18 protein-coding genes are annotated in these 21,229 nt (G+C 32.5%); 14 read left to right on the top strand and 4 right to left on the bottom strand.

Annotated elements, in window-relative coordinates:
* Positions 1-65: 65 nt before the first annotated feature.
* The 13 genes from DW114_RS14550 to DW114_RS14490 all read left to right on the top strand — a co-directional run bounded on the left by DW114_RS14550 (position 66) and on the right by DW114_RS14490 (position 13,148).
* Entirely contained in the window at positions 66-3,656 is a 3,591-nt protein-coding gene (locus tag DW114_RS14550; protein ID WP_117454466.1) for a VWA domain-containing protein, read from the top strand.
* A 105-nt stretch (positions 3,657-3,761) separates the two neighbouring features.
* On the top strand, positions 3,762-4,400 hold the full coding sequence (locus DW114_RS14545) for a hypothetical protein (protein WP_117454465.1): 639 nt from the start codon (positions 3,762-3,764) through the stop codon (positions 4,398-4,400).
* 115 nt (positions 4,401-4,515) lie between these two features.
* Entirely contained in the window at positions 4,516-5,013 is a 498-nt protein-coding gene (locus tag DW114_RS14540) for a signal peptidase I (RefSeq protein WP_117454464.1), read from the top strand.
* Positions 5,014-5,203: 190 nt separating this feature from the next.
* Entirely contained in the window at positions 5,204-5,896 is a 693-nt protein-coding gene (locus DW114_RS14535; protein WP_117454463.1) for a hypothetical protein, read from the top strand.
* A 27-nt stretch (positions 5,897-5,923) separates the two neighbouring features.
* Positions 5,924-6,712 (top strand): hypothetical protein, encoded by a 789-nt coding sequence (locus tag DW114_RS14530; protein WP_117454462.1) that lies wholly within the window; start codon positions 5,924-5,926, stop codon positions 6,710-6,712.
* A 24-nt stretch (positions 6,713-6,736) separates the two neighbouring features.
* Entirely contained in the window at positions 6,737-7,459 is a 723-nt protein-coding gene (locus DW114_RS14525) for a SipW-dependent-type signal peptide-containing protein (protein ID WP_117454461.1), read from the top strand.
* Positions 7,460-7,476: 17 nt separating this feature from the next.
* The gene (locus DW114_RS14520; protein ID WP_117454460.1) at positions 7,477-8,097 is read left to right on the top strand and encodes a TasA family protein; all 621 of its coding nucleotides are present in this window, start codon (positions 7,477-7,479) and stop codon (positions 8,095-8,097) included.
* A 197-nt stretch (positions 8,098-8,294) separates the two neighbouring features.
* Positions 8,295-8,483: a hypothetical protein gene (locus DW114_RS14515; RefSeq protein WP_117454459.1), complete on the top strand. Its 189-nt coding sequence runs from the start codon at positions 8,295-8,297 to the stop codon at positions 8,481-8,483.
* A complete protein-coding gene (locus DW114_RS14510) occupies positions 8,467-8,973 on the top strand; it encodes a signal peptidase I (RefSeq protein WP_233509542.1) in 507 nt (168 codons plus the stop codon). Before DW114_RS14515 ends, DW114_RS14510 begins: the two co-directional genes overlap by 17 nt.
* Before the next feature lie 387 nt (positions 8,974-9,360).
* Positions 9,361-10,569 (top strand): BTAD domain-containing putative transcriptional regulator, encoded by a 1,209-nt coding sequence (locus DW114_RS14505; protein WP_158552351.1) that lies wholly within the window; start codon positions 9,361-9,363, stop codon positions 10,567-10,569.
* Positions 10,570-10,573: 4 nt separating this feature from the next.
* Positions 10,574-11,011 carry a hypothetical protein gene (locus DW114_RS14500; RefSeq protein ID WP_117454457.1) on the top strand — a complete coding sequence of 146 codons (438 nt, stop codon included), beginning with the start codon at positions 10,574-10,576 and terminating at the stop codon, positions 11,009-11,011.
* 251 nt (positions 11,012-11,262) lie between these two features.
* Positions 11,263-12,822: an AAA family ATPase gene (locus DW114_RS14495; RefSeq protein ID WP_147323138.1), complete on the top strand. Its 1,560-nt coding sequence runs from the start codon at positions 11,263-11,265 to the stop codon at positions 12,820-12,822.
* A 50-nt stretch (positions 12,823-12,872) separates the two neighbouring features.
* Positions 12,873-13,148: a hypothetical protein gene (locus DW114_RS14490; RefSeq protein WP_147322647.1), complete on the top strand. Its 276-nt coding sequence runs from the start codon at positions 12,873-12,875 to the stop codon at positions 13,146-13,148.
* 80 nt (positions 13,149-13,228) lie between these two features.
* Here DW114_RS14490 and DW114_RS14485 read toward each other — a convergent pair whose 3' ends face one another.
* Complete coding sequence (locus DW114_RS14485; protein WP_158552322.1) at positions 13,229-14,104, bottom strand: GGDEF domain-containing protein; 876 nt, start codon at positions 14,102-14,104, stop codon at positions 13,229-13,231.
* 180 nt (positions 14,105-14,284) lie between these two features.
* Between DW114_RS14485 and DW114_RS14480 the strand changes: the two genes are divergently transcribed.
* The gene (locus DW114_RS14480) at positions 14,285-15,958 is read left to right on the top strand and encodes a hypothetical protein (protein WP_117454453.1); all 1,674 of its coding nucleotides are present in this window, start codon (positions 14,285-14,287) and stop codon (positions 15,956-15,958) included.
* 29 nt (positions 15,959-15,987) lie between these two features.
* Here DW114_RS14480 and DW114_RS14475 read toward each other — a convergent pair whose 3' ends face one another.
* The 3 genes from DW114_RS14475 to DW114_RS14465 are packed head-to-tail and all read right to left on the bottom strand — an operon-like array spanning position 15,988 to position 21,228.
* Positions 15,988-17,244, bottom strand: a complete 1,257-nt coding sequence (locus DW114_RS14475) for an ABC transporter substrate-binding protein (protein ID WP_117454452.1) — start codon at positions 17,242-17,244, stop codon at positions 15,988-15,990.
* Positions 17,241-20,153, bottom strand: coding sequence for a response regulator (locus DW114_RS14470; RefSeq protein ID WP_117454451.1), 2,913 nt, complete (start codon positions 20,151-20,153; stop codon positions 17,241-17,243). The genes DW114_RS14475 and DW114_RS14470 overlap by 4 nt, the downstream gene beginning before the upstream one ends.
* Complete coding sequence (locus DW114_RS14465; RefSeq protein WP_117454450.1) at positions 20,140-21,228, bottom strand: HD-GYP domain-containing protein; 1,089 nt, start codon at positions 21,226-21,228, stop codon at positions 20,140-20,142. Before DW114_RS14465 ends, DW114_RS14470 begins: the two co-directional genes overlap by 14 nt.
* Position 21,229 lies beyond the last annotated feature (1 nt).

Below are 21,229 nucleotides of genomic sequence, written 5' to 3'. Positions count from 1 at the left end.
GTAAGATATAGACGATAAAGAAAAGATTCTAATATTTAAACTATATGAAATGAGGAGGACTTCCTATGAGAAAAAAATTAATGAAGACAATGGCTTTAGTTTTAAGCTTTGTGATGATTTGTCTAAATGTTGATACTAAGTATATAAAAGCGGAGGATACAGATATCACTATCAAAAATCATGGTGTGAATAATGCTGTAGAGAAACCAGCTACATTAGATGCAGGACAAGTCTGGACTAATAAAGACGTAGTAGACCATGGTGATGGTACATTTACAATTACATTAAGTGCAATGGCAAATAACTATCAAGATGGTGAGACTATAAAGGCTCCTTTAAAAGAAGAGACATCTTTGACATTTACAGATGTAATTGGTAATGGTTTTGAAGTTGAAGGTACTTTGCCAGCAGATATGACCCTTGCAAATGGTACAGCAACTTGGACATTAAAATCAGATCAGTTAACAGCTGATGCAAATGGACCAGTAATTAAAACAGTATCTTTCAAAGTAAAATATTCTGCAAAAGAAAGCGGAACATATTATACAAACGGAAAAGCTGAAGCACAGTTTACTCCTAGTGAAGATAATCCTTTCTACTATGATGTAACATCTGCTACAGAAACTACAGAAAAAGTAGTGACTGCAAAAGCTGATAAGAATTTGGAAAACGGTATTGTAAAACAAACTTTCAAGACAACTGGCTGGATTGAATTAGAAGCAAAAACTTTAGAACAACCTAAAGCAGAAAATGAAGAAGATTCTAGAGAAAGCGGTGTAAAAGAAGCCCCAGCTACATTTGATCCATCAACAATTGTTCCATTATTAGATGCAGCACCACTCTATGATTATTCAAAAAATAGTGTGATGTATAGAAGCGCTCGTTTAAGTGGTGTACCAACTAATTTTACTCCTACAAAAAATTCTAATATTGAAACATCTAAAATAGCAGAATTTGATCCTAATAGTAATACTGCCAATATTACTTTGGAAACCTATTTGACAGGAGAAGTGTCAATGTCAGGAAATCCAATAGATTTTGTATTGGTATTAGATCAATCCGGAAGTATGGATGATCCATTTGAAAAAAATAGCTATTACAAAGTTTATGGAGATGAATTGTCTTTAGACGGAACAAAATATTATGTTTATGTAAACAATTATTACACTAAATTAACATATGAAAGTAATAGTAATAGATGGTATTATAGTAGAAATAATAGGAAAGTTTATTGCACACCTAAAGTGAATGAAAATGATTCTGAACATACGCAATTTTATGCGATATATACAAAAAAAGTAGCATTAAAGAAAAGTGTTAGCAATTTTATTGATTTAGTTGAGAAAAACGCAAAAGACTCTAATTTCAATCATAGAATTGCTATGGTGGGATTTGCAATGGGAGAATATACAGAGAATTCTAATAGCTACCCTGCATATAAGAATACAGAGGTGTTAAGTTTAAATAATCCAATGAATTATAAAAATATTAATCAATATAACGAAAAAAATGTATATGGTAATGCATTACAAAATACACTTGAAGCAGATGGCAGAAACATTCTTAATCAAGCTGTAAATTCTATTTCTGCCTCTGGAGCAACAAATATAGATTTAGGAATGGAAATGGCAAAAAAAATCTTAGATTATAATAAAACGGAAAACAGAGATAAAGTCGTAATCACTTTTACTGATGGGTTGCCGACAAAATATAGTGGTTATAGTGAAAATATAGCTAATGATGCAATAAAAACAGCAAACGATATTAAGATTGAAAATCACGCAACATGTTATAGTATAGGTGTAGTTACTGAAGCTGATCCATCTGCTGACATTTATAATACGCCTACTAGTGATAAAAATATTATAAATAAGTTCTTGCATTTAATTTCAAATAATTATGTTGGCAATCAATATTTAAATATGGATGCAATAGTTGCCAATCTTTGGCCTGGGTATGGGAAACCTAATAATTTAGGATATTATTTAGCAGCTAACGATGCTGATAGTTTAAAGGAAATTTTTGAAAATATATTCTCTCAAGTTGTACCAAAAATAGAGTTAGATTCAGATACAATGCTGATCGATAAAATTTCAAAATATTTTAAAGGTGATATCCCAAAAGAAAATATAACTGTCTATAAACAGCCTTACAATGGTGGAGAATTAGGCGATTCTAATAGCTGGGGTGAAAAAATAAACATTACAAATGAAGTAACAATAAAAACTGAAGGAGATACTATTACAGTTACTGGCTATGATTATTCTAAAAATTTTGTTTATTTGGAAGATGGAACACCTGTTGGCTATAAATTAGTTGTAGTTATCAAAGACGTAGAACCTATTGATGGATTTGTTGGAGGAAACGAGGTTCCTACAAATAAGGATGATTCCGGTATTTATGATAAAAATAATAAAGTAGTTGAAAATTTTGATACACCTGATGTTGATGTCCCATTGAAGTATGATTTCCAAGTTAAAGATGCAAGTATTTATATTGGAGATAACTGGAAGAGTGTAGATGAATTCTTACAAAATGGTTATCTGATTAATGGTAAAAATTTTGAATGGGGTGGAAACAGAAATGATTTCGCCGGAATAGAATATACCATTAAAGATGGTGATACTGTAATTGGAACATTCACAGTAAATGCTGGAGAAAATAAGGGATCATTGGAAGTGAATGATAACTTTGATACTACAGACTATAGTACAACTCATAACTTTAGTATTAGCGCTGTTGTGAAACCAACCCAAAATGGAAGTTACGGATCTAAAGATATAACTGATAAAATGTCTCATTTATATGTGTTTACTCCTGATTTAAATGTAACTGATAAAGTTATATTCTATGGGGATTTAACAAAAGTTAAAGAAAGATATAATTCAGATGAAGTTGAATGGAAATGCAAAGCTAATTCTGAAGCTCCAAAACCTTTAACAAATCAACCAAGTTTAAATTTAAATGCTCAAGTTGTCAATCGTGAAGAAACTATTGATAACAATATAGATGTTGAATTGTCAGAAGATACTCAATTTAAATTAAATGTTAAGCGTACTGATACCAATAAAGATATTACTGCTAACACAGGTATAACAAATAAAACACCTAATTCTGATAAAGATGATTCTCATGATTTTACAATCTATGTTGTGAAAGGTCAATTAAATATTACCAAAAAAATAAATCAGCAATATGTAGGTGGAGACGATGAATTTATTAAAGCAAATCAGAGTTTTCTATACAAAATTGAGAGAAAAGACAAAGATGGTAATGTTTTAGATACATTCTATCAAACCATTGATTTCTCAGCTAATCAGAATACAAAAGAAAAGACAGTGAAAATTAAAGGTTTGAAAAAAGGATATTATACAGTTACTGAAATAACAGATTGGTCTTGGAAGTATGAATTAAAATCTCAAGCAGATGACTATAGTGGAAATGCTGAGAATACAACATCTAATATTTACATTGGAGACGATACTACTGCGTATACAAGAAATAAACCTTATTATGGAGTAGAAGAAGATACTACAAAATTGAGTGTAGAGTATAGCAATCCAGCAAACACAAATTTTGAAAATGAGTTTATACAAGCTTTATCTAATTTATTTGGTGATGTAGCTTCTGCAATTAATCAATTTATTAACAAGTGATTTGGTGAATTATATGAAAGATAGAAGTAAATTAAGAGTTAAGCAAGAACTTAAATTCTTGCTTAACTCCAACAAAAAAATCGAAATGATGGGAGGTAAATTAGCATGATGAATTTTACAAAAATTAAAAAGAAAGCTATGATCGTCGGGGCTTTAATTGTAGCATTATCTGCAGTTGGCATTACATATGCGTTGCTCTCATCATCTTCTCAAGAGAATTTAAATAAGTTTGAGGGAGCTGCAGCTAAAGTAAATATTTCAGTAATTGAGAATAATAAAAACCATGAAGATAGTACAAATGATGAAGAAGAATATAGCAAAATCAACAAAAATGATACTATATCTAAGGTGGTTAAAATAAAGAATATTTATGATTCAAATTATCCTACTACAGATTGTTATATCCGTGTAAAATTTGTACCTATGATTAAAAACCAGGATGGTGATTCCATTGGTCAATCTGTAGATTTGAAGTATAACTTTAATGGAAATTCAAATAAATGGGTTTATGATCAAAATTCTGATACTTATTATTATACTGAAGCTGTTGCACCGAATAATGAAACAGATGTATTGCTTGAATCTATAACATTAAATCAAGATTTACCAAAAAATACACATTTAGAATTACAGGTAATGGCTGACGCAATTAGCGCACATCCAGTTACAAACCTTACTGATGCTTGGAAATTAACAGCAAATAGTGATGGTAATTATTTTACAGGTTTTAACCCAGTAAATTGAAGTAATAGATAAAGCAGTGGATATTCGCTGCTTTTTTCTATTTAAATTAGGAATAATATTGTCCTTTGTTAAAGAATAGTAGTAAAATATAAGCATAAATAAAAAGGAGAACAATATGATTAAGAAAGTTTGGAATATTATTACAACAATTGTTGTAATTTTGGTTATTTTGTTAGCTTGTATATTTTTTGTGCCACGATTGTTTGGTATAACCCCAATGGCGGTATTAAGTGGTAGTATGGAGCCAACATATCATGTAGGTGGATTAGTCTTTGTACAAAAAGTAGACCCATCTGATGTAGAAGTAGGAGATTCTATCACGTTCACTATTGGAAATGATACTGTAGTAACACATAGAGTAATAGAGGTAAATAAAGAAGAACAATCTTTTAAAACCAAGGGGGATGCTAACGATAATGAAGATGGCGGAAGCGTTGCATTTAATAATGTTAAGGGAAGAGCGTTAGGATTCACCATTCCTTATTTAGGTTTCCTTGCTGTTTATTTAAATTCAACAAGTGGTATCATCATTTTAGTAGCTTTTATATTAATCATGATGTTGTTATCATTCATCGTAGATCAGCTTTCAAAGGATGATAAAGAAAAGAAATAAAATAATAAGGTGTAGTAATAAGAAACATAAATTTCTGTTACTACACTTTTTTTTTGCTTGAAATTATAAGAAAAATAAGGTCACAAATAAATATGTACTGATTATGGCATTTTATTTTTTTGTTACCGCCATGTGACTATTCAGTTAGATAATATATGTGTAAAAAGAAAGAGAAGAAGGGAGGCAAATTATGAAACCAGTAAAGAAGTCACTGCTGGTAGTCGCTTCTATTTGTTGTTTGATAACAGCTGGTGTAACATATGCACTTCTGTCAAAAGTAACAGAGACAGCAACGAATACATTTAGCTCTGATAGAAGTATTTCATTAAAGCTTCGTGAAGATAAATGGGATGGCTTTGATTTTAATGAAAGCTATCCAGATGGAGCAATACCTGGAACAGTAATTGATGATAAGGAAACCAATAAAGAAATATTAGGATTTAATATTGCGAAGAATTATCATCCAGGAGATGCGATTCCTAAGAATCCAATTGTGATGAACACTAGTGATGAAAATGAATATGTTGCCATTAAAGTAGTTTATGAGAATAGTCAGGGTGTTCCTATTTCAAAAACTGAATTTGAAAATTTATATGGCAAGTTTCAGCATTTGAATAGTTCATATCAGAATGGTATGAATAATGAATTTGAATTAGTTGATACAGATGAAGAATTTGACCTTTATATTTATAAAAAAGTATTAAATTCAAATACTACTACTCCTGCATTGTTTGATAGATTTGTTATCAAACTTGATATAGAACCAGATGGAAATAAATTACCGAGCTTCAATATTAAAGTAAAAGCATATGCAGTGCAGGAAACAAATGTAACAATAGATAAAGCAAAAGAGTCTTTATTAAATTTAGCGAAAAAAAATTAAGAAAGGTAAAATTGAAAGGTGAGAGAAATGGAAAAGAAAAGATTATTTACAACATTAGGCGCAATGGTATTAACAGGAGCTATCGCAGTAACAGGAACATGGGCATTTTTGAACAAAGTTACAGAAACGAAGACAAATACGTTTACATCATCTAAGGATATCAGTACTGAATTAGTAGAAGAAAACTTTGATGAAGAAATTGCAGAAAATTACATTCCAGGACAGGTAATTGCAAAAGATCCTGTTATGAAAAATGATGCAGAAAAAAATGAAGGACTTCCAATTTATGTTGGTGTTAAATTAGAGTATATTGATAATAATGGTAAGCATATTTCAAGAGAAGAATTTATCGAAAATTATGCTGAAATCATGAATAATGGCGAAGAAGGATTTAATAATTTGTGGAAAGAATTTGGTACTTATAATGATGGTTCAGAATTTTATGTTTTTAAGAACGTCGTTCAACCAGGAGCTAGCAGCGATCCTATCTTTACTGATATTAAAGTTATAACTGGTATTAAAGAAGTTATCAAAACTGAATATTCTAGTAAAACATTATATCGCATTGATAAAGACGAAAATGGAAACGATAAAGAACCAGAAATTATTGATAAAACAGATTCAACAAATAGCTCAAGAGTTTTATATGAAAAAATTGGAGATAAATATGTTCCAATCGAAGGCGATGCTTATACATTACCAAAATTTGAAATTAAAGTAACAGGTTATGCTGTACAAGGAAATGATGAAGTAAGTCAGGAAGAGGCAATTGATGAATTAGTTAAATTGGCCGAAGCTACTTCAATTAAAAGATAAATAAATTTGGAAAGGTGAAATAAAATGAAAAAAAGTAAATTATTAGCATGCCTTGCAATGGCAGGAGTATTGGCAATTGGTGCAGGAACTTATGCAATTTTCTCAGATAAAACAGTTGAAAGGAATAATATCTTTACAATTGGTACAGGAATTGATGGAGAAATCTTTGAACCAAATTGGGAAGGTACAGAAGAAAAGGGTGTAGAATACAGACCAGATAGCACTATTTCAAAAGATCCACAGATTAAAAATAACAGTGATGCTGAAAGTGCTTATATTGGTATTCAGCTGAGATATTCTTTACCTAAAGATGCATATGTGACTTATAGTAATAACAATGATAAGCAGTATAAAAGTAATGCAGAAGTATTAAAAGATTTAGGATATAATAATGAAGAAGAATATATTAAAGCTTTAACTGCTGAAACAGAATTTAATTTAACTCTTGATAAATTTACTGCAGCAACTACAAAAAACGGAAAAGAAGTTGAAGGTTATTGGGTACCATTAAAAAATGGAGATGTCACTGTTCCAAATTCATATATGTATGTAGGAGATAATGGTAAAGCATTAGCTGTTGAACATGGAATGTTAACTGAACCAATTTTTAAAGAAGTGAAGATTGTAAAAGATATTGATATTAAAGATATGATGCCTTTTGAAATTCATGTTCAAGGTTATTTAGTTCAGAGTACAGAAGGAATTAACGCTGCTGAAGAATTAACAAACCTAATGAATGCAAAATAATAGTGAGGAGATAACTTATGAAAAATAAAAAACTTATTGCATTAGCTATTGCAGGTGTACTGGGAATTGGAGCTATTGCTGGTGGCACACTGGCATATTTCACAGATAGTGATAACAAAACCAATGTGATCACTATGGGACATGTTGATGTTGATTTAGAAGAACCAGGATGGGAAAATCCTAATAACGTACAACCTGGTAATAAATATCTGAAAGATCCACAGATCAGTGTTGTTGATGGATCAGAGGATGCTTATTTAAGAGCAAAAGTAACTGTTACATTGAAAGACAAAAATGGAAATGATGTCATGGTTGATGGTGAACAGTTGTTACCTGCATTAAGTGAAGTTGTTGATATCAATGATGGTTGGAATCCAACACCAGATGCTGATGGATATTACTATTACAATACGAAAGTATCTGCACCTACAACAGTAAGTTTGTTTAAAGTAAAAGGTGAAGGTGAAAATAAGTATACAGTAGAAATTCCTATGAGTTGGGGAAATGCATATGCTGATACAGTATTAACAATTGATATCGTTGCTGAAGGTATTCAGGCAGATAATTTCACTCCACAAATGGATGGAACTAACATCATTGGATGGAATGACGTAACTGCTGAAACTTATAACAAATAAAGAATTACAAGAAATGAGTGGTCAATCAGATCACTCATTTTTGGAATTAAGAAAACTTTTGATTTTCAAGAAAAGTGTTGTGTTATACTAAGCTTGAAAGCCAGTATATAGTAAAAATGTCTTATATTTGTTTGACAGAATATTTGGCGTTACCAATATGTTACTATCATAAAGTATACTTGGAATGGTGATAAAAAATGAAGAATATAGAAAAGGAAAATCTAACAAATACACCTACTTTTCTAGTAGAGATAAAAAGTTGTAAAAATCAAAGCTGGCAAGGTAGATTAACATGGGTTGAAAAAAATCAGACAACGAGTTTTCGTAGTGCTTTGGAATTGATGAAAATCATGGATTCTGCGGTATCGAATGATGAAGAAGATTAAGTATTGTAATATCCTTGCTTATGTTATGCTGATTGCCTTGATTCTTGTTGTATCACCTTTTGTAGTACCGAAGCTTTTTGGTTATGAACCTTATGGTATTTTAAGTAATAGTATGGAACCAGATTATCCAGTAGGCAGTGTAGTCTATGTGAAATCACAATCACCGGAATCCATCATGAAAGGTGATGTTATTACATTTAAAACGAGTGTGGTAAATGATAGTGTCGCAACACACAGAGTAATGATCAATGATGCAAAGAAAAGATCTTTTGTGACCAAAGGAGATCATAATGATGATGTGGATGCAACTGCAGTCGCATATGAACGATTACTTGGAAAGGTTGTTTTATGTGTACCAATGCTGGGTAATATATACTTATGGCTAGTATCAATGTTTGGTGTAGCAACGTGTACATTTACATTGATTATGGTGATTACATTGTGGCTTCATGTCGCAAAGTGGAAAAAAGAACTTGGTATAAAAAAATAGATTTTAAAGGAATGTTTGGTGAGAATTAAACATTCCTTTTCTATTGGATGAAAATATAGTTTTTGTGATTTGTAAAAATTGAAATAGAAAACGATTAAGATATACTATATTAATATTGTGGTTTGTGCTATAATAAAGGCATAAATTAATCTTAATATGCATTATTAATGCGATAAAACCAAATGAAAAAGTAAAAATTAGATATTTTAAAAATATTGGATAAAAAAAAGAGGGAAATCTTAGAAATTTACAATTTTTTTGGAAAAAACTCCTCAAAACTGTTAGATTCTGCTATATTATTATGTGGATTTCTGAAAAAGCAAAAAAACAAGAATTAAAATATATGGTAAAATGAAGTTGGAAAGAAAGGATACAGGTGACAGGTATATGAATGAGGAAGATAAAATTATACATGTAAAAATGTTTTCCTATTTTGAGATGGAAATCGATGGCAAAACATTAAGTGACGAAACTTTACATTCTAATATGCTTGTGAAACTTATTGTGTATATACTGTGTAACAGAAAGGCGATTATCAGTGCAAATGATCTGTGTGATGTATTGTGGAGAGAAGATGAAAGTGATAATCCGATTGGCGCATTAAAAAATCTGTTGTACCGTTTACGTACCATATTAAAAAAGACATTCGGCTATAATGATTTTATCAAAACATTAAGAGGGGCCTATGCCTGGAATAATGATGTAAAAGTTATCATTGATGCAGAAGAATTTGAAAGTAAATATAATGAAGCAAAACTATTAGATGATGTAAATAAAAAAATTGATGTGTTGGAAGAAGCACTGACGTTATATACAGGCGATTTTCTACCAAAGTTTACTAGTGAACACTGGATATTTCGACAGACGACCTATTATCACAGCCTGTACATATCTATCGTAAAACTACTGGCACAGACATATGAAGAAGTTCAGAATTATGAGAAGATGGAGATTTTGTGCATTAATGCTTTGAAATACGAGAATCTGGATGAAACGATTCATTGTTTATTAATGAAAGCTTATATTAAACAAAGAAAGAATTCTCAGGCGAAAGAGCATTATAAACAGACAAGTGAACTGTTATATTCACAATTAGGCACAACTCCTTCAAAAGAAATGCAGAATCTTTACAAAGAAATCATGCGTGAAATCAAGAATGAAGAAATGAATCTTGCGATGATTCAGGATGAAATAGCAAATGCGAAAGAGAATACGAATGGAGCGTATTTCTGTGATTATGGTGTATTTAAAGAAATTTATGCCTTACAGCAGCGACAGGCAAAGCGTTTAGGAATCGCAGTATATTGTGGATTGATTACGATTGAATCTAATCTGGATTTACCACTTGATAGTAATGCTTATCGTAAGTTTCGTGATGGTACAATGGAAACATTAAAGGCAACGATTGTTTCATCCTTATGTTCTGGTGATGTCATTGCTCGTTATAGTGCAACACAGTTTATCATGCTGCTTCCAACCTGTGACTATGAAGGTGGATTGGTTGCGTTAGAAAGAATAGAAGAAAACTTTTATCGTATTGCGACAAGGTATCATGCTCGACTTCGTTGTGATTTGAAAGAAATGGATCTGAGGTAGTGATATGATAAGAAAGTTAAGCGCAAATATGTTTTGGACATGTATTGACGATATGGATAATGACAGTATGCATGGTACGTTATATTCTACCGCTGATGAAGAAGATATCGTCTTTCATGACTTTAACCAGATGGTTTTGAAGGCAGATGCATTTATGGATAAGATTGCTTTTCCACAGGCTTTTCAAAATAAACGTTCTTTTGTGGAAGAGGAACATCAAATTTATAATGCACAAATACATACAAATGAAAAACGAAAACATGATGAAATCATTCAGCATCATGGAAAGTTGTTTACTGGTATTATTATGGTAGATACAAGACAGTATTCCAATTGGCAGGGCTGTGTGATGAATGAACAATTTGAGATGTTATACGAGTTTCATGATGTAATAGAACTAATGAAACAGCTTTTAAATATTATGCAGAAGAAGGAAAGCTAGAACGAAAGTGTTCTGGCTTTTTTTATTTAAAAAATCTTTGCCTAATGTACATGTTTTTTCATTCAAGTTTATAGAAGAACAAGAGAAGCAGGAAGCAAATAAGAAAGATAAAAGACAGTGTGATCATTGATAAGATTATCTTAAATTGTAGGATTGTTTATGGTATCAAGAAAAGAATATTAGATAGTATTTTTTTCATAGTAAAAGAAGATGAAATAGTCTATAATATAAAAAGAGATGAGGTGATATATATGTATTATTTGGATACAAATATTCCTTTGAAACAATTTAAAATGGATATCGCAAGTGAGCCATATGTGGATAAAAGTTTGCTGATTGATAAATTAAATTCATTTATAAGAACAAGGAATCGTTTTATCTGCATCACACGACCTAGAAGATTTGGTAAAACCATGAATGCAACAATGCTAGGCGCATATTATACGCAAGGATATGATGCACATGATTTGTTCAAAAATTTAAAAATAGCACAAACAACATCTTATGAGAAACATATCAATAAACACCATGTGTTTTATATTGATTTTAGCAGAATGCCAGATTATTGTGATTCATATCGTACTTATATTGACAGTATTATGAAAACAATAAAAGAGGATTTGATGAACATATATCCAAAACTTTCAGAAAAAAGCTATGATTATTTATATCAAATGTTTTTAGACTCAAGTGATTCTTTTATTTTTATTATGGATGAGTGGGACAGTATCTTTTATAAAGATTTTATGCAAGAAAAGGATAAAAAAGCTTATCTAGAATTTTTAAAAGGATTATTAAAAGATCAACCTTACGTAGAATTGGCATATATGACAGGAGTATTACCAATCGCAAAATACTCTGGCGGATCTGAGTTGAATATGTTTAAAGAATATAATTTTATGAATGATAGGACTTATGAAGATTATTTTGGATTTAATGAAGAGGAAATTATTGAATTAACTAAGAAATACACGAAGCCATCATTTGAAACATTAAGAAAATGGTATGATGGATATTACAAATCAGATGGTTCAAGTTTATTTAATCCACGATCTGTTTCATCAGCATTAATAGATGGCGTTTGTCTTAACTATTGGACCGAAACAGGGCCAATGAATGAAATAGCTGAATATATAGAACATAATGTAGATGCAGTAAGAGAAGACATTGTGAAAATGGTGGCAGGTATTCCTATAGAAGTAGAATTGGAAGGATATGGTGCAGAACAGTTACGCTTAGACAGTCGGGATGAGATATTATCCGCCATGGTGGTCTTTGGGTTCTTGTCCTATCATGATGGTTTCTTGAGAATACCAAATCATGAATTAATGGAAAAGTTTCAAACAGTATTGAAAAGAAGTAGTATGGGAGGCGTCGCAGATATCGTCAATAATTCAAAAAATGTATTAGATGCGACAATCGAATTGGATGCCAAAAGAGTAGCGCAATATATAGAAGAAGCGCATGATCGAGAAATACCATTCTTACAATATAATAATGAAAACAGTCTATCATGTGTAATCACTTTATGTTATCTTTATGCGAGAAATTATTATGAAGTCACAAGGGAAGATAAGTCAGGTAAAGGTTTTGTAGATTATTTGTTTACACCAAAGAAAAAAGGATATCCAGCAATCATATTAGAACTTAAGTATAATAAGACAGCCCAAGAAGCAATCGATCAGATTAAAAGGAAAAACTATGTAGATCGAGTAAGAAATTTTAAAGAGATACTGTATGTTGGTATTAATTATTCAATAGATGCAGATGAGCATAAACATCATGATTGTATTATTGAAAAATATAAATAAAAAGAGAAAGCATTATCTGATAATAATACTAGAATTGATCGATTTGGGAATTGTTGATACCGGATGCTGTTGATCCGACAACAAAATCAATTACAGTAACATTCCCTGATTTATCTCCGGTAGCGGTTGTTTATGTACCAAAAGATAAGGTGGCATCTATTGATCATGTGAAGAATTATGGCAATGGCACAAAGCCATCAGGAGTGATCAAAGATACCGCAAATGATATGGAAAGCAGTATGCATCCATTGTTCTTTATTGCTGGAGGTATCGTATTATTGGCTGCGGCTATATTTGTGTTGAAAAAGAAATCAAGTGTAAGATAAATAAGCATGAAGGCTCTGTGTGTTGACACAGGGCTTTTCTTTATGAAAAAAACAGATACCCTTTGTGGATATCTGTTCGATTAACGAGATAAAATATGATGATTTTTCTTCATTTCATACATGCATTCATCTGCACGATTGATAAAATTGTCAATACTATCATTTTCCTGTAAAGTAGAAATACCATAGCTGATTGCTAAATGATAATCAGGATGTTCTTCAAATCTGATATCAGAAAGACTACACATTAACTGTTCACATATCTGTTCACTTTCCTGTTCACTGCGATTTTCAAAGATGATCATAAATTCATCACCGCCAATTCTTGCACAGAAAGTATCATGATTCATTAACTGTTTTAACTGTTGTGCAAACGCAAGGATGACTTTATCTCCAAATAAATGTCCAAAGGTATCATTTACATTCTTAAAAAGATCGATATCCATTAGTGCTAAGGATAAAGGATAGTGTGATTCCTGTGCTTTTTGGATAAATACCGGCAGACGTTCATTCAGATATTGTTTATTATATAAAAGGGTAAAGGTATCTTTCATGACCAAATCATTAAAGGCAGATACAACGGAACAGATATCATTGGTATCTGAGGTAATGTCTGTATTTAACATAAAGCTGTCACTGACATCCTGTATCAGTTCTAAGGCATAAGGCTTCCCCTTGATATTGATGGGCAGGGAATCAATCAGATAAATGATGTTTTCCTGATATCCCAGTTTCACAATACGTTTACCATTGAGTAGTGCACGACAAGAAGTACAGTTTGTACAAGGATCCTCCTGTTCCCAGATACTGAAGCATTTTTTATCTAAAGGGATTAGTTCATGATTATGGTAATCGTATACATCATGTGTTTGTAAATCAACAATTCTATAAAACTGATGAAGTGTACTTGGTATCATATTTTTTATTTCATCATCAATGGAATGAATGGGATACATAATCACCAGCTCCTTTCTATATATCATGTTTATGTCATATCGTTCTCTTTAATTGTATCGTAATTTCATGAAAATGTATATGATAAAATGTAGGAATTCTATATTTTAAATAAGAATATAAGGTGCATTCTATAGAAAAGTATGGTATAGTAAAACCAGTTTCCATTTGAGGTGATAAAAATGAAAAAAAGTATACCGTTTCTGGCAATACCATATCTGATTTATGTATTTGTTGTGTATTATATTATGCTTCCAGCATTAAACTGGCATGCGCCAGAGTTTTGGGAGTTTTTGGTGATAACTGTAGGACCGATTTTAATCCTTTGTATCGTTTATGCATTTTCCAGCAAGACGAAAGTACAGTTGTTTAAAGGCTGGCAGAGGTTTTCAAAGAATCCGAATGTATATGATCAAGGTGTTTATACAACGAAACAGAAAAAGTGGTCAAAAATATGTAAAGGATGTATCCTTCTGCTTGTGATTATGATCGTTTTCCCAAGTGTGACAGGTTTTGTGACTAGTCGTGTGTTCCACGCAAAAGCATATGCACAGCGTATTAAGGTACAGGATGTTTCATTCACAGAAATTCCTGAAGTTGATTTTACCAAAACACCGATCATTGATCGTGACAGCAGTCTTCGTTTAGGTGATAAAGTCATGGGAAATGCTACAGAGTGGGTTTCACAGTTTGATGTGAGTGAAGAATATACACAGATATCTTATAAAGACAGTGTATATCGTGTCACACCATTGACGTATAATGGTGTCATCAAATATATAAAGAATATGAAGGAAGGAATTCCTGCATATATTACCGTTGATAGTACAACTGGTAAAACAGAACTAGTGAAATTAAAAGACTTAGGTTTAGATGGTATGAAGTATGTGCCTAGTGCGTATTTGAATAAAAATCTGATGCGTCATTTGCGTTTCTCTTATCCATTTGAAATCTTTGGCTCTCCAAGCTTTGAGATTGATGAAAAAGGGCATCCATGGTATATTTGTACAACCTATACGTATGCAGGTGTAGGCACAAAGAAAAAGGTGACAGGCGCTGTATTCCTTGATCCAATCAGTGGAGATACGACGAAATATGCAGTAAAGGATATTCCTTCCTGGGCAGATCGTATTTATCCAGAGAGTTTATTGATTGAAGAGCTGGATGATAATGGTTCTTTGACTGGTGGATATTGGAATAGTAAGTTTGGACAAAATGGTGTAACTGTCACAAGTCAGGGATATAACTATTTGGAAAAGAATGGAGATATCTGGCTATACAGTGGTATTACAAGTGCCAATGCGGATGAGTCGAATTTAGGCTTTGTGTTAGTGAATATGCGAACACATGAAGCAATGAAGATTGCGACAGCAGGTGCCAATGAAATAAGTGCCATGAAGAGTGCACAATCAGAAGTAAAGAATTATGGATATGAAGCCACGTTCCCATTATTGATCAATGTCAAAGGCAATCCAATTTATATGATGGCATTAAAGGATAATGGTCTGATTAAGATGTATGCGATGGTATCTGCCATTGATTATCAAAAGGTCACAACGGTTTCCAGTGATGAGTCTTTAAATGATCTGTTGAAGAAAACTTTAAGTATGCTGGGAAATAGTGGTGATATTAGTGATGAATCTTTAAAGGATGCCACAATAAATGTTAAGAATGTACAAACAGTGAATGTGGATGGTAATACGATTTATTATATCCAAAGTGATACAGATGAAGTATTTAAAATTACCTTTAGCACAAAATATGAAAATCAGCTGGTATTCTTAAAACCAAAGGATAAGCTGACCATCCGTTATGTGGATAGTGAAGGTATAAAAAATATCAAAGATATCAAGTAAAAAAAAGCCCAAATCGGGCTTTTTTTTAGCTATTTTATAGCCTTTTGCTGGATGGCATCAAAGGCTGCCAGCTGTTCATCTACTGTTTTACCTGCAAGTAAGTCATCACATAAAGTATCAAGATTGGCCCATTGTTCAAATTTCAGGTTGTAATCCTGTATCAGCATGGTATTGCCATGGGTAATGATTTCCTGTAAGTCATTTAAACGTTCATCTAATGGAATATTCGCATTGGTATAAGCAGGAAACTTTCCAAAGGTTTCCATGGTTTTTTTCTGAACATTCTTATCAGAAAAATAATCCACAAATTTCTTACATTCTTCAATATGTTTGCTTTTTGAGAAAACTGACATTCTGCGATCAGAAGCAATTAAAGCGATATTGCCATCCTTCATAGGCAGACCAGTTAATGCGAAATTAAAGTCTAATTGATCTGTATTCAGATAAGAAGAATAGGTGAAGGCAAAGCATCCAGCATCCTTTGTGTAGATATCTGAAAGCTCGCTTGGATCATATTTTAATGCTTCTTCTGGATCTAAATAGCCTTTATCTATTAATGTCTGAAGCATTTCAAAGCCGGGTCTTGTGAAATCAGAAATCGGTATTTCACCATTATTCAGTTTCTTTATGTATTCCTCACTTTGTTCACTTAAATATATCTGTGAAAGTCCGCCAGCATAGATGATCAGCTTCATGAACTTCCTTGTACCAACAATTGGGCGGTATCCTTTTTGTTTTAATACTTCACAACAGTGTAAAAATTCATCCCAGTTGGTTGGCTTTGATAAGCCGCAATCATTTAACATATCCATGTTTATTACCATACAATAGCTTACTAGAGCAGCTGGCACAGAATACACTTTTCCATTTACAGTAGAATCTTTCTTGGCGATATCAACCATTTGATTCGCAAATGGCATATCACTTAGATCCACCAGTTTTCCTTCATCCACAAAATCAAAGATATTTTTTACATCCATACAGGCTACATCTGTGGCTTCATCATTTTTCAGACGTTCTTCTATGACATCCACCAGTTTTTTATCTGTATTCTGATTTTGTTGATAACCTTCATAAGCAACATCAATATCAGGATATTTTTTATGGAAATCGGTCATGATTTCATTCATATATTTTAGTACATTTTTGTTAAGACTGCCTGTCAAGAAATTAATTGTGACAGTATTATTGGCTTTTTCTTTTTGAATGATTGTAGGCTTATTAGAAGTACATCCGGCGATTAGAAGAAAACATAGCAGGATCGTACAGACTCTTTTCATTTTCATGATTTTCTCCCTTCCTCATTAGAAGTGTCCTTTGTTTGATTCCATAATGAGATAATGGTTTTAGATATTCCATCTAAACTGATAGGTTTTGCGATATGTGCATTCATGCCTTTATTTAAGCATGTCTGTATATCATCCGCATAGGTATTGGCACTCATCGCAATGATTGGTACACAAATGGCATCCTCACGTTTGGATTGACGAATCATGGACGTTGCTTCATATCCATTCATCACAGGCATCTGAATATCCATTAAAATTACATCATAAGTGAATGGTGGCTGGCTGTTAAATATATCTACAGCCTCTTGTCCATTATGGGCAACATCAACACGTACTTGTTTCATTTCCAACAATTCTTTGGCAATTTCAAGATTCAATTCATTATCTTCCACAAGCAAAATATGTTTATCTTTTAACAGTGCATCATCATAATCCTTCTTCATATCCTGTGCTTTATTCGCAATCAAGGCATAATATAAGCGAGATTTAAATAAAGGCTTTTCAATAAAATCATTGACACCGACAGCATATGCTTTTTCTTCTATTTCGCTATAATCATAAGCCGTGATAAATACAATCGGAATCTTAGAGCCGATACGTTCACGTATCAATTGGGCAAGCTGTACACCGTCGATATCCGGCAGTTTCCAGTCAATGATGATGATATCATAAGGATGTTCACTGTGATGTGCATCTTCAATCTGATGGAAGGCTTCAATACCTAACAGGGAGGTATCTACTTCTATGCCAAATTCATTTAAAATGACACTGACATCATTTAGTATGAATGGATCATCATCTACCAGGAACACACGCATGCCAGCCAGCTGGTCTTTTTCTTTATAGAAATCATTTTCTGATTCTTTAAACGCAAGCTGTACACAAATGGTTGTGCCTTGCTGCAGCTCACTTTTAATGTCTATCACACCACCCATAATAGAAACGATATTTTTAACGATGGATAAGCCCAGTCCGGTTCCACTTTCTTTTCCATAGAACTGGTTTTTCTCCTGTTCAAATGGTTGACCGATACGGTTTAAAAATTCTTTACTCATACCGATGCCATCATCTATGATTTGAAATTCGTATTGTAATAGATGCTCATTGGTATGTTGCTTTTCTGTGATAATTAAATCAATATGTCCTTGCTCTGGAGTATATTTTACAGCATTATTCAACAAATTGATCAATATTTGTTTCAGCTTTAACATATCTCCATATAAGGCATCATGAATAACATTTTGTGATGATATATGAAAGCTTTGATGCTTATTTTCAGCCTGTAAGCTGATGATATTGTATACTTCACTGATACAATCGGATAATATGAATTTTTCTTCATACAGAGCCATTTTTCCACTTTCGATTTTTGACAGATCCAGTATATCATTGATCAAACCTAATAAATGAGTGGAGGACTGTGTGATTTTTCTTAGATAATCTTTTAGTTTATCCGGGTGATCAAGATTATGCAAAGCAAGTTCACTCATTCCCATGATCGCATTCATCGGTGTACGGATTTCATGACTCATTTTTGATAAGAAATCAGACTTCGCCTGATTTGCCTGTTTGGCATCCAATGCTGCCATCTTCAAAGATTCCTGCACCATGATATCATGACTGATATCTGCGATGAAGAAAATATATTTATCCTTTCCAACAATACTGATGTTTTTCACAATCAATCTAAGATATTGCTTTTCATGTGTCATCGGGTTGATACGATTTGTTTCATAGCTACAAGTTTCAATAATCTCTTTGCGTTTGATACGTTTGGATAAATCAGGAGAAAAACTGTCTAACAGTTCATGGAAAACCATCGGCTGCTTCATTAGAATATCTTGTTCAAGGCCTAATAATACAGCATGATTGTAGAAGGATTTTTCCAGTGTTCCCTCTGTTTTATCATATAGACAGATAAATTGATCACTGGCTTCCGCAATTGCGGTATAAATCGCATTCTCTAGTTGAGATTTTTCATAACGTTTCTTTTCTTTTTTGATATTATGATAAATTTCATGTCCAATTAAGAACAATACAATCATCAAGCTAACAATCATCCAGATAAAGACATAGACAAGCATCTTTAATACAAGGCCAGATTCCTGTTGAATAACATCGACTGGTATGATACCACACAGATACCATTGTGCATTGGCTTCTACAGCACGTAAAGATAAGTAAACCTCTTCTCCCTGTACATTGCCTTTGATAATAATAGATTCATCATTGTTTATGTTTTCATAAATCTTTTTCTGGGTATCTTCATCAAAACCTACTTCAGATAACAGTTCATTGGCATCCTGCATATAATTCCAGATGACATTTGGCGTTTTAGAAGTCAATACGATTTTCTTAGAGCTTGCGTCGATAAGTGCCGCAAAGCCATATTTATTATAGAAGGTCAAATCATTGCCCTGTGAATAATGAGAGAACGGGATTTCTACATACAGCATTGCCTGATCATCACAAGGCATTTGATATACCATTTCCCATACGCCATAAGGTCCGTTGATAGCAGGAGAAATAGCCTGTTCATCAGTTTTAAAATCATGATAAGGAAGTTGTTCATAAGTAATGGATTTACCATTTGCGTCAACACCTACTCCATCTTTTAAATATATCGCATTTAAATAATCATGGTGTTCTACAATCGTGTTTAATTCATGCACGATCTCCGCATGGTTTAAATTCTTAAATTTTGTACTGTTTTGCTTGATAAAATCTTCATCTTTTTCATGATAAGTGGCAATTTTATCTGACATGTTGTCTAATAGATTCTGAGTAAGATCAATGGCGTTATTATCCATTTTATCCTTGATATTGATAATGGTAAATCCCATGAGTATAATCACTATGGTAAAGGAAATTATCGCAATGAAAACGATACGTCTATTTTTCTTCATGCGTCATACCTGCCTTTGCATAATACTTTTGATAAATATCATAGGCGATATTGTTGAAATATTTCAGTAACAAAGGGTTAAACATACCACATTCTCCCTCATTGATCAGCTTCATTGTTTCCTCAAAACAATAAGCCGGTTTATATACACGCTTAGAGATCAGCGCATCAAATACATCCGCAATGGAAACAATCTGTGCCCATAAAGATATCTCATCACCCTTTAAGCCATCCGGATATCCTTTTCCATCATAGCGTTCATGATGATGTCGGCAGATGTCGTAACAATACTCATATAGATCACTGTTTCTTAACTGATTTATACTTTTCAACAATTCACATCCCTGAATGGTATGCTGCTTCATAATTTCAAATTCTTCCTGTGTCAATTTGCCAGGTTTATTCAATATATAGTCAGGTGTGGAAATCTTTCCAACATCATGCATAACCGATGCATCTCCAATCAATTCGATTTGCTGGCTGGAAAAATGATATTCATTATTTTTTACGAGTTCTTCCAGTAAAGCACAGGTGATATCACGGATACGATATACATGATCTCCAGATTCACAATCACGAAATTCAATTGCTGTGGATAACGTGTTGATAATGGATCTGGTTGCTTCATATAATTCACGCTCTTGTCGCTGGATACGATGAATCTGCTGGTTCACAATCTTCTGTAGAGAATAACGATGGCGATATAATTCAATGATGTTTTCAATTCTTCGTTTAATAAATAAAATCGCAAAAGGTTTTGTGATAACATCCACAGCACCTAAGTCAAATCCCTTTTGAAGAAAAGTAGGATCACTTTCAGAGGTAATCAAAAAAACAGGAATAGTATCCATCAGCTTTAAACGATTTAATTCATGCATTACTTCAAAACCATCCATTTTTGGCATGATGATATCTAAAAGAACCGCTAATAAACGATCTTTATAATGTTTAATAATTTCTAATGCTTCTAATCCATTCTCTGCTTCCATGATTTCATATTTCTCTTCAAAGGCCATACGCAGTATGTCACGATTGATAGCAATATCATCAACAATTAAAATTATATTCTTCTTCATG

The organism is Absiella sp. AM09-50 (assembly GCF_003433845.1).
Classification (GTDB): domain Bacteria; phylum Bacillota_I; class Bacilli_A; order Erysipelotrichales; family Erysipelotrichaceae; genus Hoskinsella; species Hoskinsella hominis.
The sequence above is the reverse complement of the archived record's forward strand: the minus strand, read 5'-3'. Positions and strand labels throughout refer to the sequence as shown.

What these genes read in the sequence shown, in the direction of transcription:
- DW114_RS14550 (WP_117454466.1), top strand. Translation starts at nt 66, where the DNA reads ATGAGAAAAAAATTAATGAAGACAATGGCTTTAGTTTTAAGCTTTGTG.
- DW114_RS14545 (WP_117454465.1), top strand. Translation starts at nt 3,762, where the DNA reads ATGATGAATTTTACAAAAATTAAAAAGAAAGCTATGATCGTCGGGGCT.
- DW114_RS14540 (WP_117454464.1), top strand. Translation starts at nt 4,516, where the DNA reads ATGATTAAGAAAGTTTGGAATATTATTACAACAATTGTTGTAATTTTG.
- DW114_RS14535 (WP_117454463.1), top strand. Translation starts at nt 5,204, where the DNA reads ATGAAACCAGTAAAGAAGTCACTGCTGGTAGTCGCTTCTATTTGTTGT.
- DW114_RS14530 (WP_117454462.1), top strand. Translation starts at nt 5,924, where the DNA reads ATGGAAAAGAAAAGATTATTTACAACATTAGGCGCAATGGTATTAACA.
- DW114_RS14525 (WP_117454461.1), top strand. Translation starts at nt 6,737, where the DNA reads ATGAAAAAAAGTAAATTATTAGCATGCCTTGCAATGGCAGGAGTATTG.
- DW114_RS14520 (WP_117454460.1), top strand. Translation starts at nt 7,477, where the DNA reads ATGAAAAATAAAAAACTTATTGCATTAGCTATTGCAGGTGTACTGGGA.
- DW114_RS14515 (WP_117454459.1), top strand. Translation starts at nt 8,295, where the DNA reads ATGAAGAATATAGAAAAGGAAAATCTAACAAATACACCTACTTTTCTA.
- DW114_RS14510 (WP_233509542.1), top strand. Translation starts at nt 8,467, where the DNA reads ATGATGAAGAAGATTAAGTATTGTAATATCCTTGCTTATGTTATGCTG.
- DW114_RS14505 (WP_158552351.1), top strand. Translation starts at nt 9,361, where the DNA reads ATGAATGAGGAAGATAAAATTATACATGTAAAAATGTTTTCCTATTTT.
- DW114_RS14500 (WP_117454457.1), top strand. Translation starts at nt 10,574, where the DNA reads ATGATAAGAAAGTTAAGCGCAAATATGTTTTGGACATGTATTGACGAT.
- DW114_RS14495 (WP_147323138.1), top strand. Translation starts at nt 11,263, where the DNA reads ATGTATTATTTGGATACAAATATTCCTTTGAAACAATTTAAAATGGAT.
- DW114_RS14485 (WP_158552322.1), bottom strand. Translation starts at nt 14,104, where the DNA reads ATGTATCCCATTCATTCCATTGATGATGAAATAAAAAATATGATACCA.
- DW114_RS14480 (WP_117454453.1), top strand. Translation starts at nt 14,285, where the DNA reads ATGAAAAAAAGTATACCGTTTCTGGCAATACCATATCTGATTTATGTA.
- DW114_RS14475 (WP_117454452.1), bottom strand. Translation starts at nt 17,244, where the DNA reads ATGAAAATGAAAAGAGTCTGTACGATCCTGCTATGTTTTCTTCTAATC.
- DW114_RS14470 (WP_117454451.1), bottom strand. Translation starts at nt 20,153, where the DNA reads ATGAAGAAAAATAGACGTATCGTTTTCATTGCGATAATTTCCTTTACC.
- DW114_RS14465 (WP_117454450.1), bottom strand. Translation starts at nt 21,228, where the DNA reads ATGAAGAAGAATATAATTTTAATTGTTGATGATATTGCTATCAATCGT.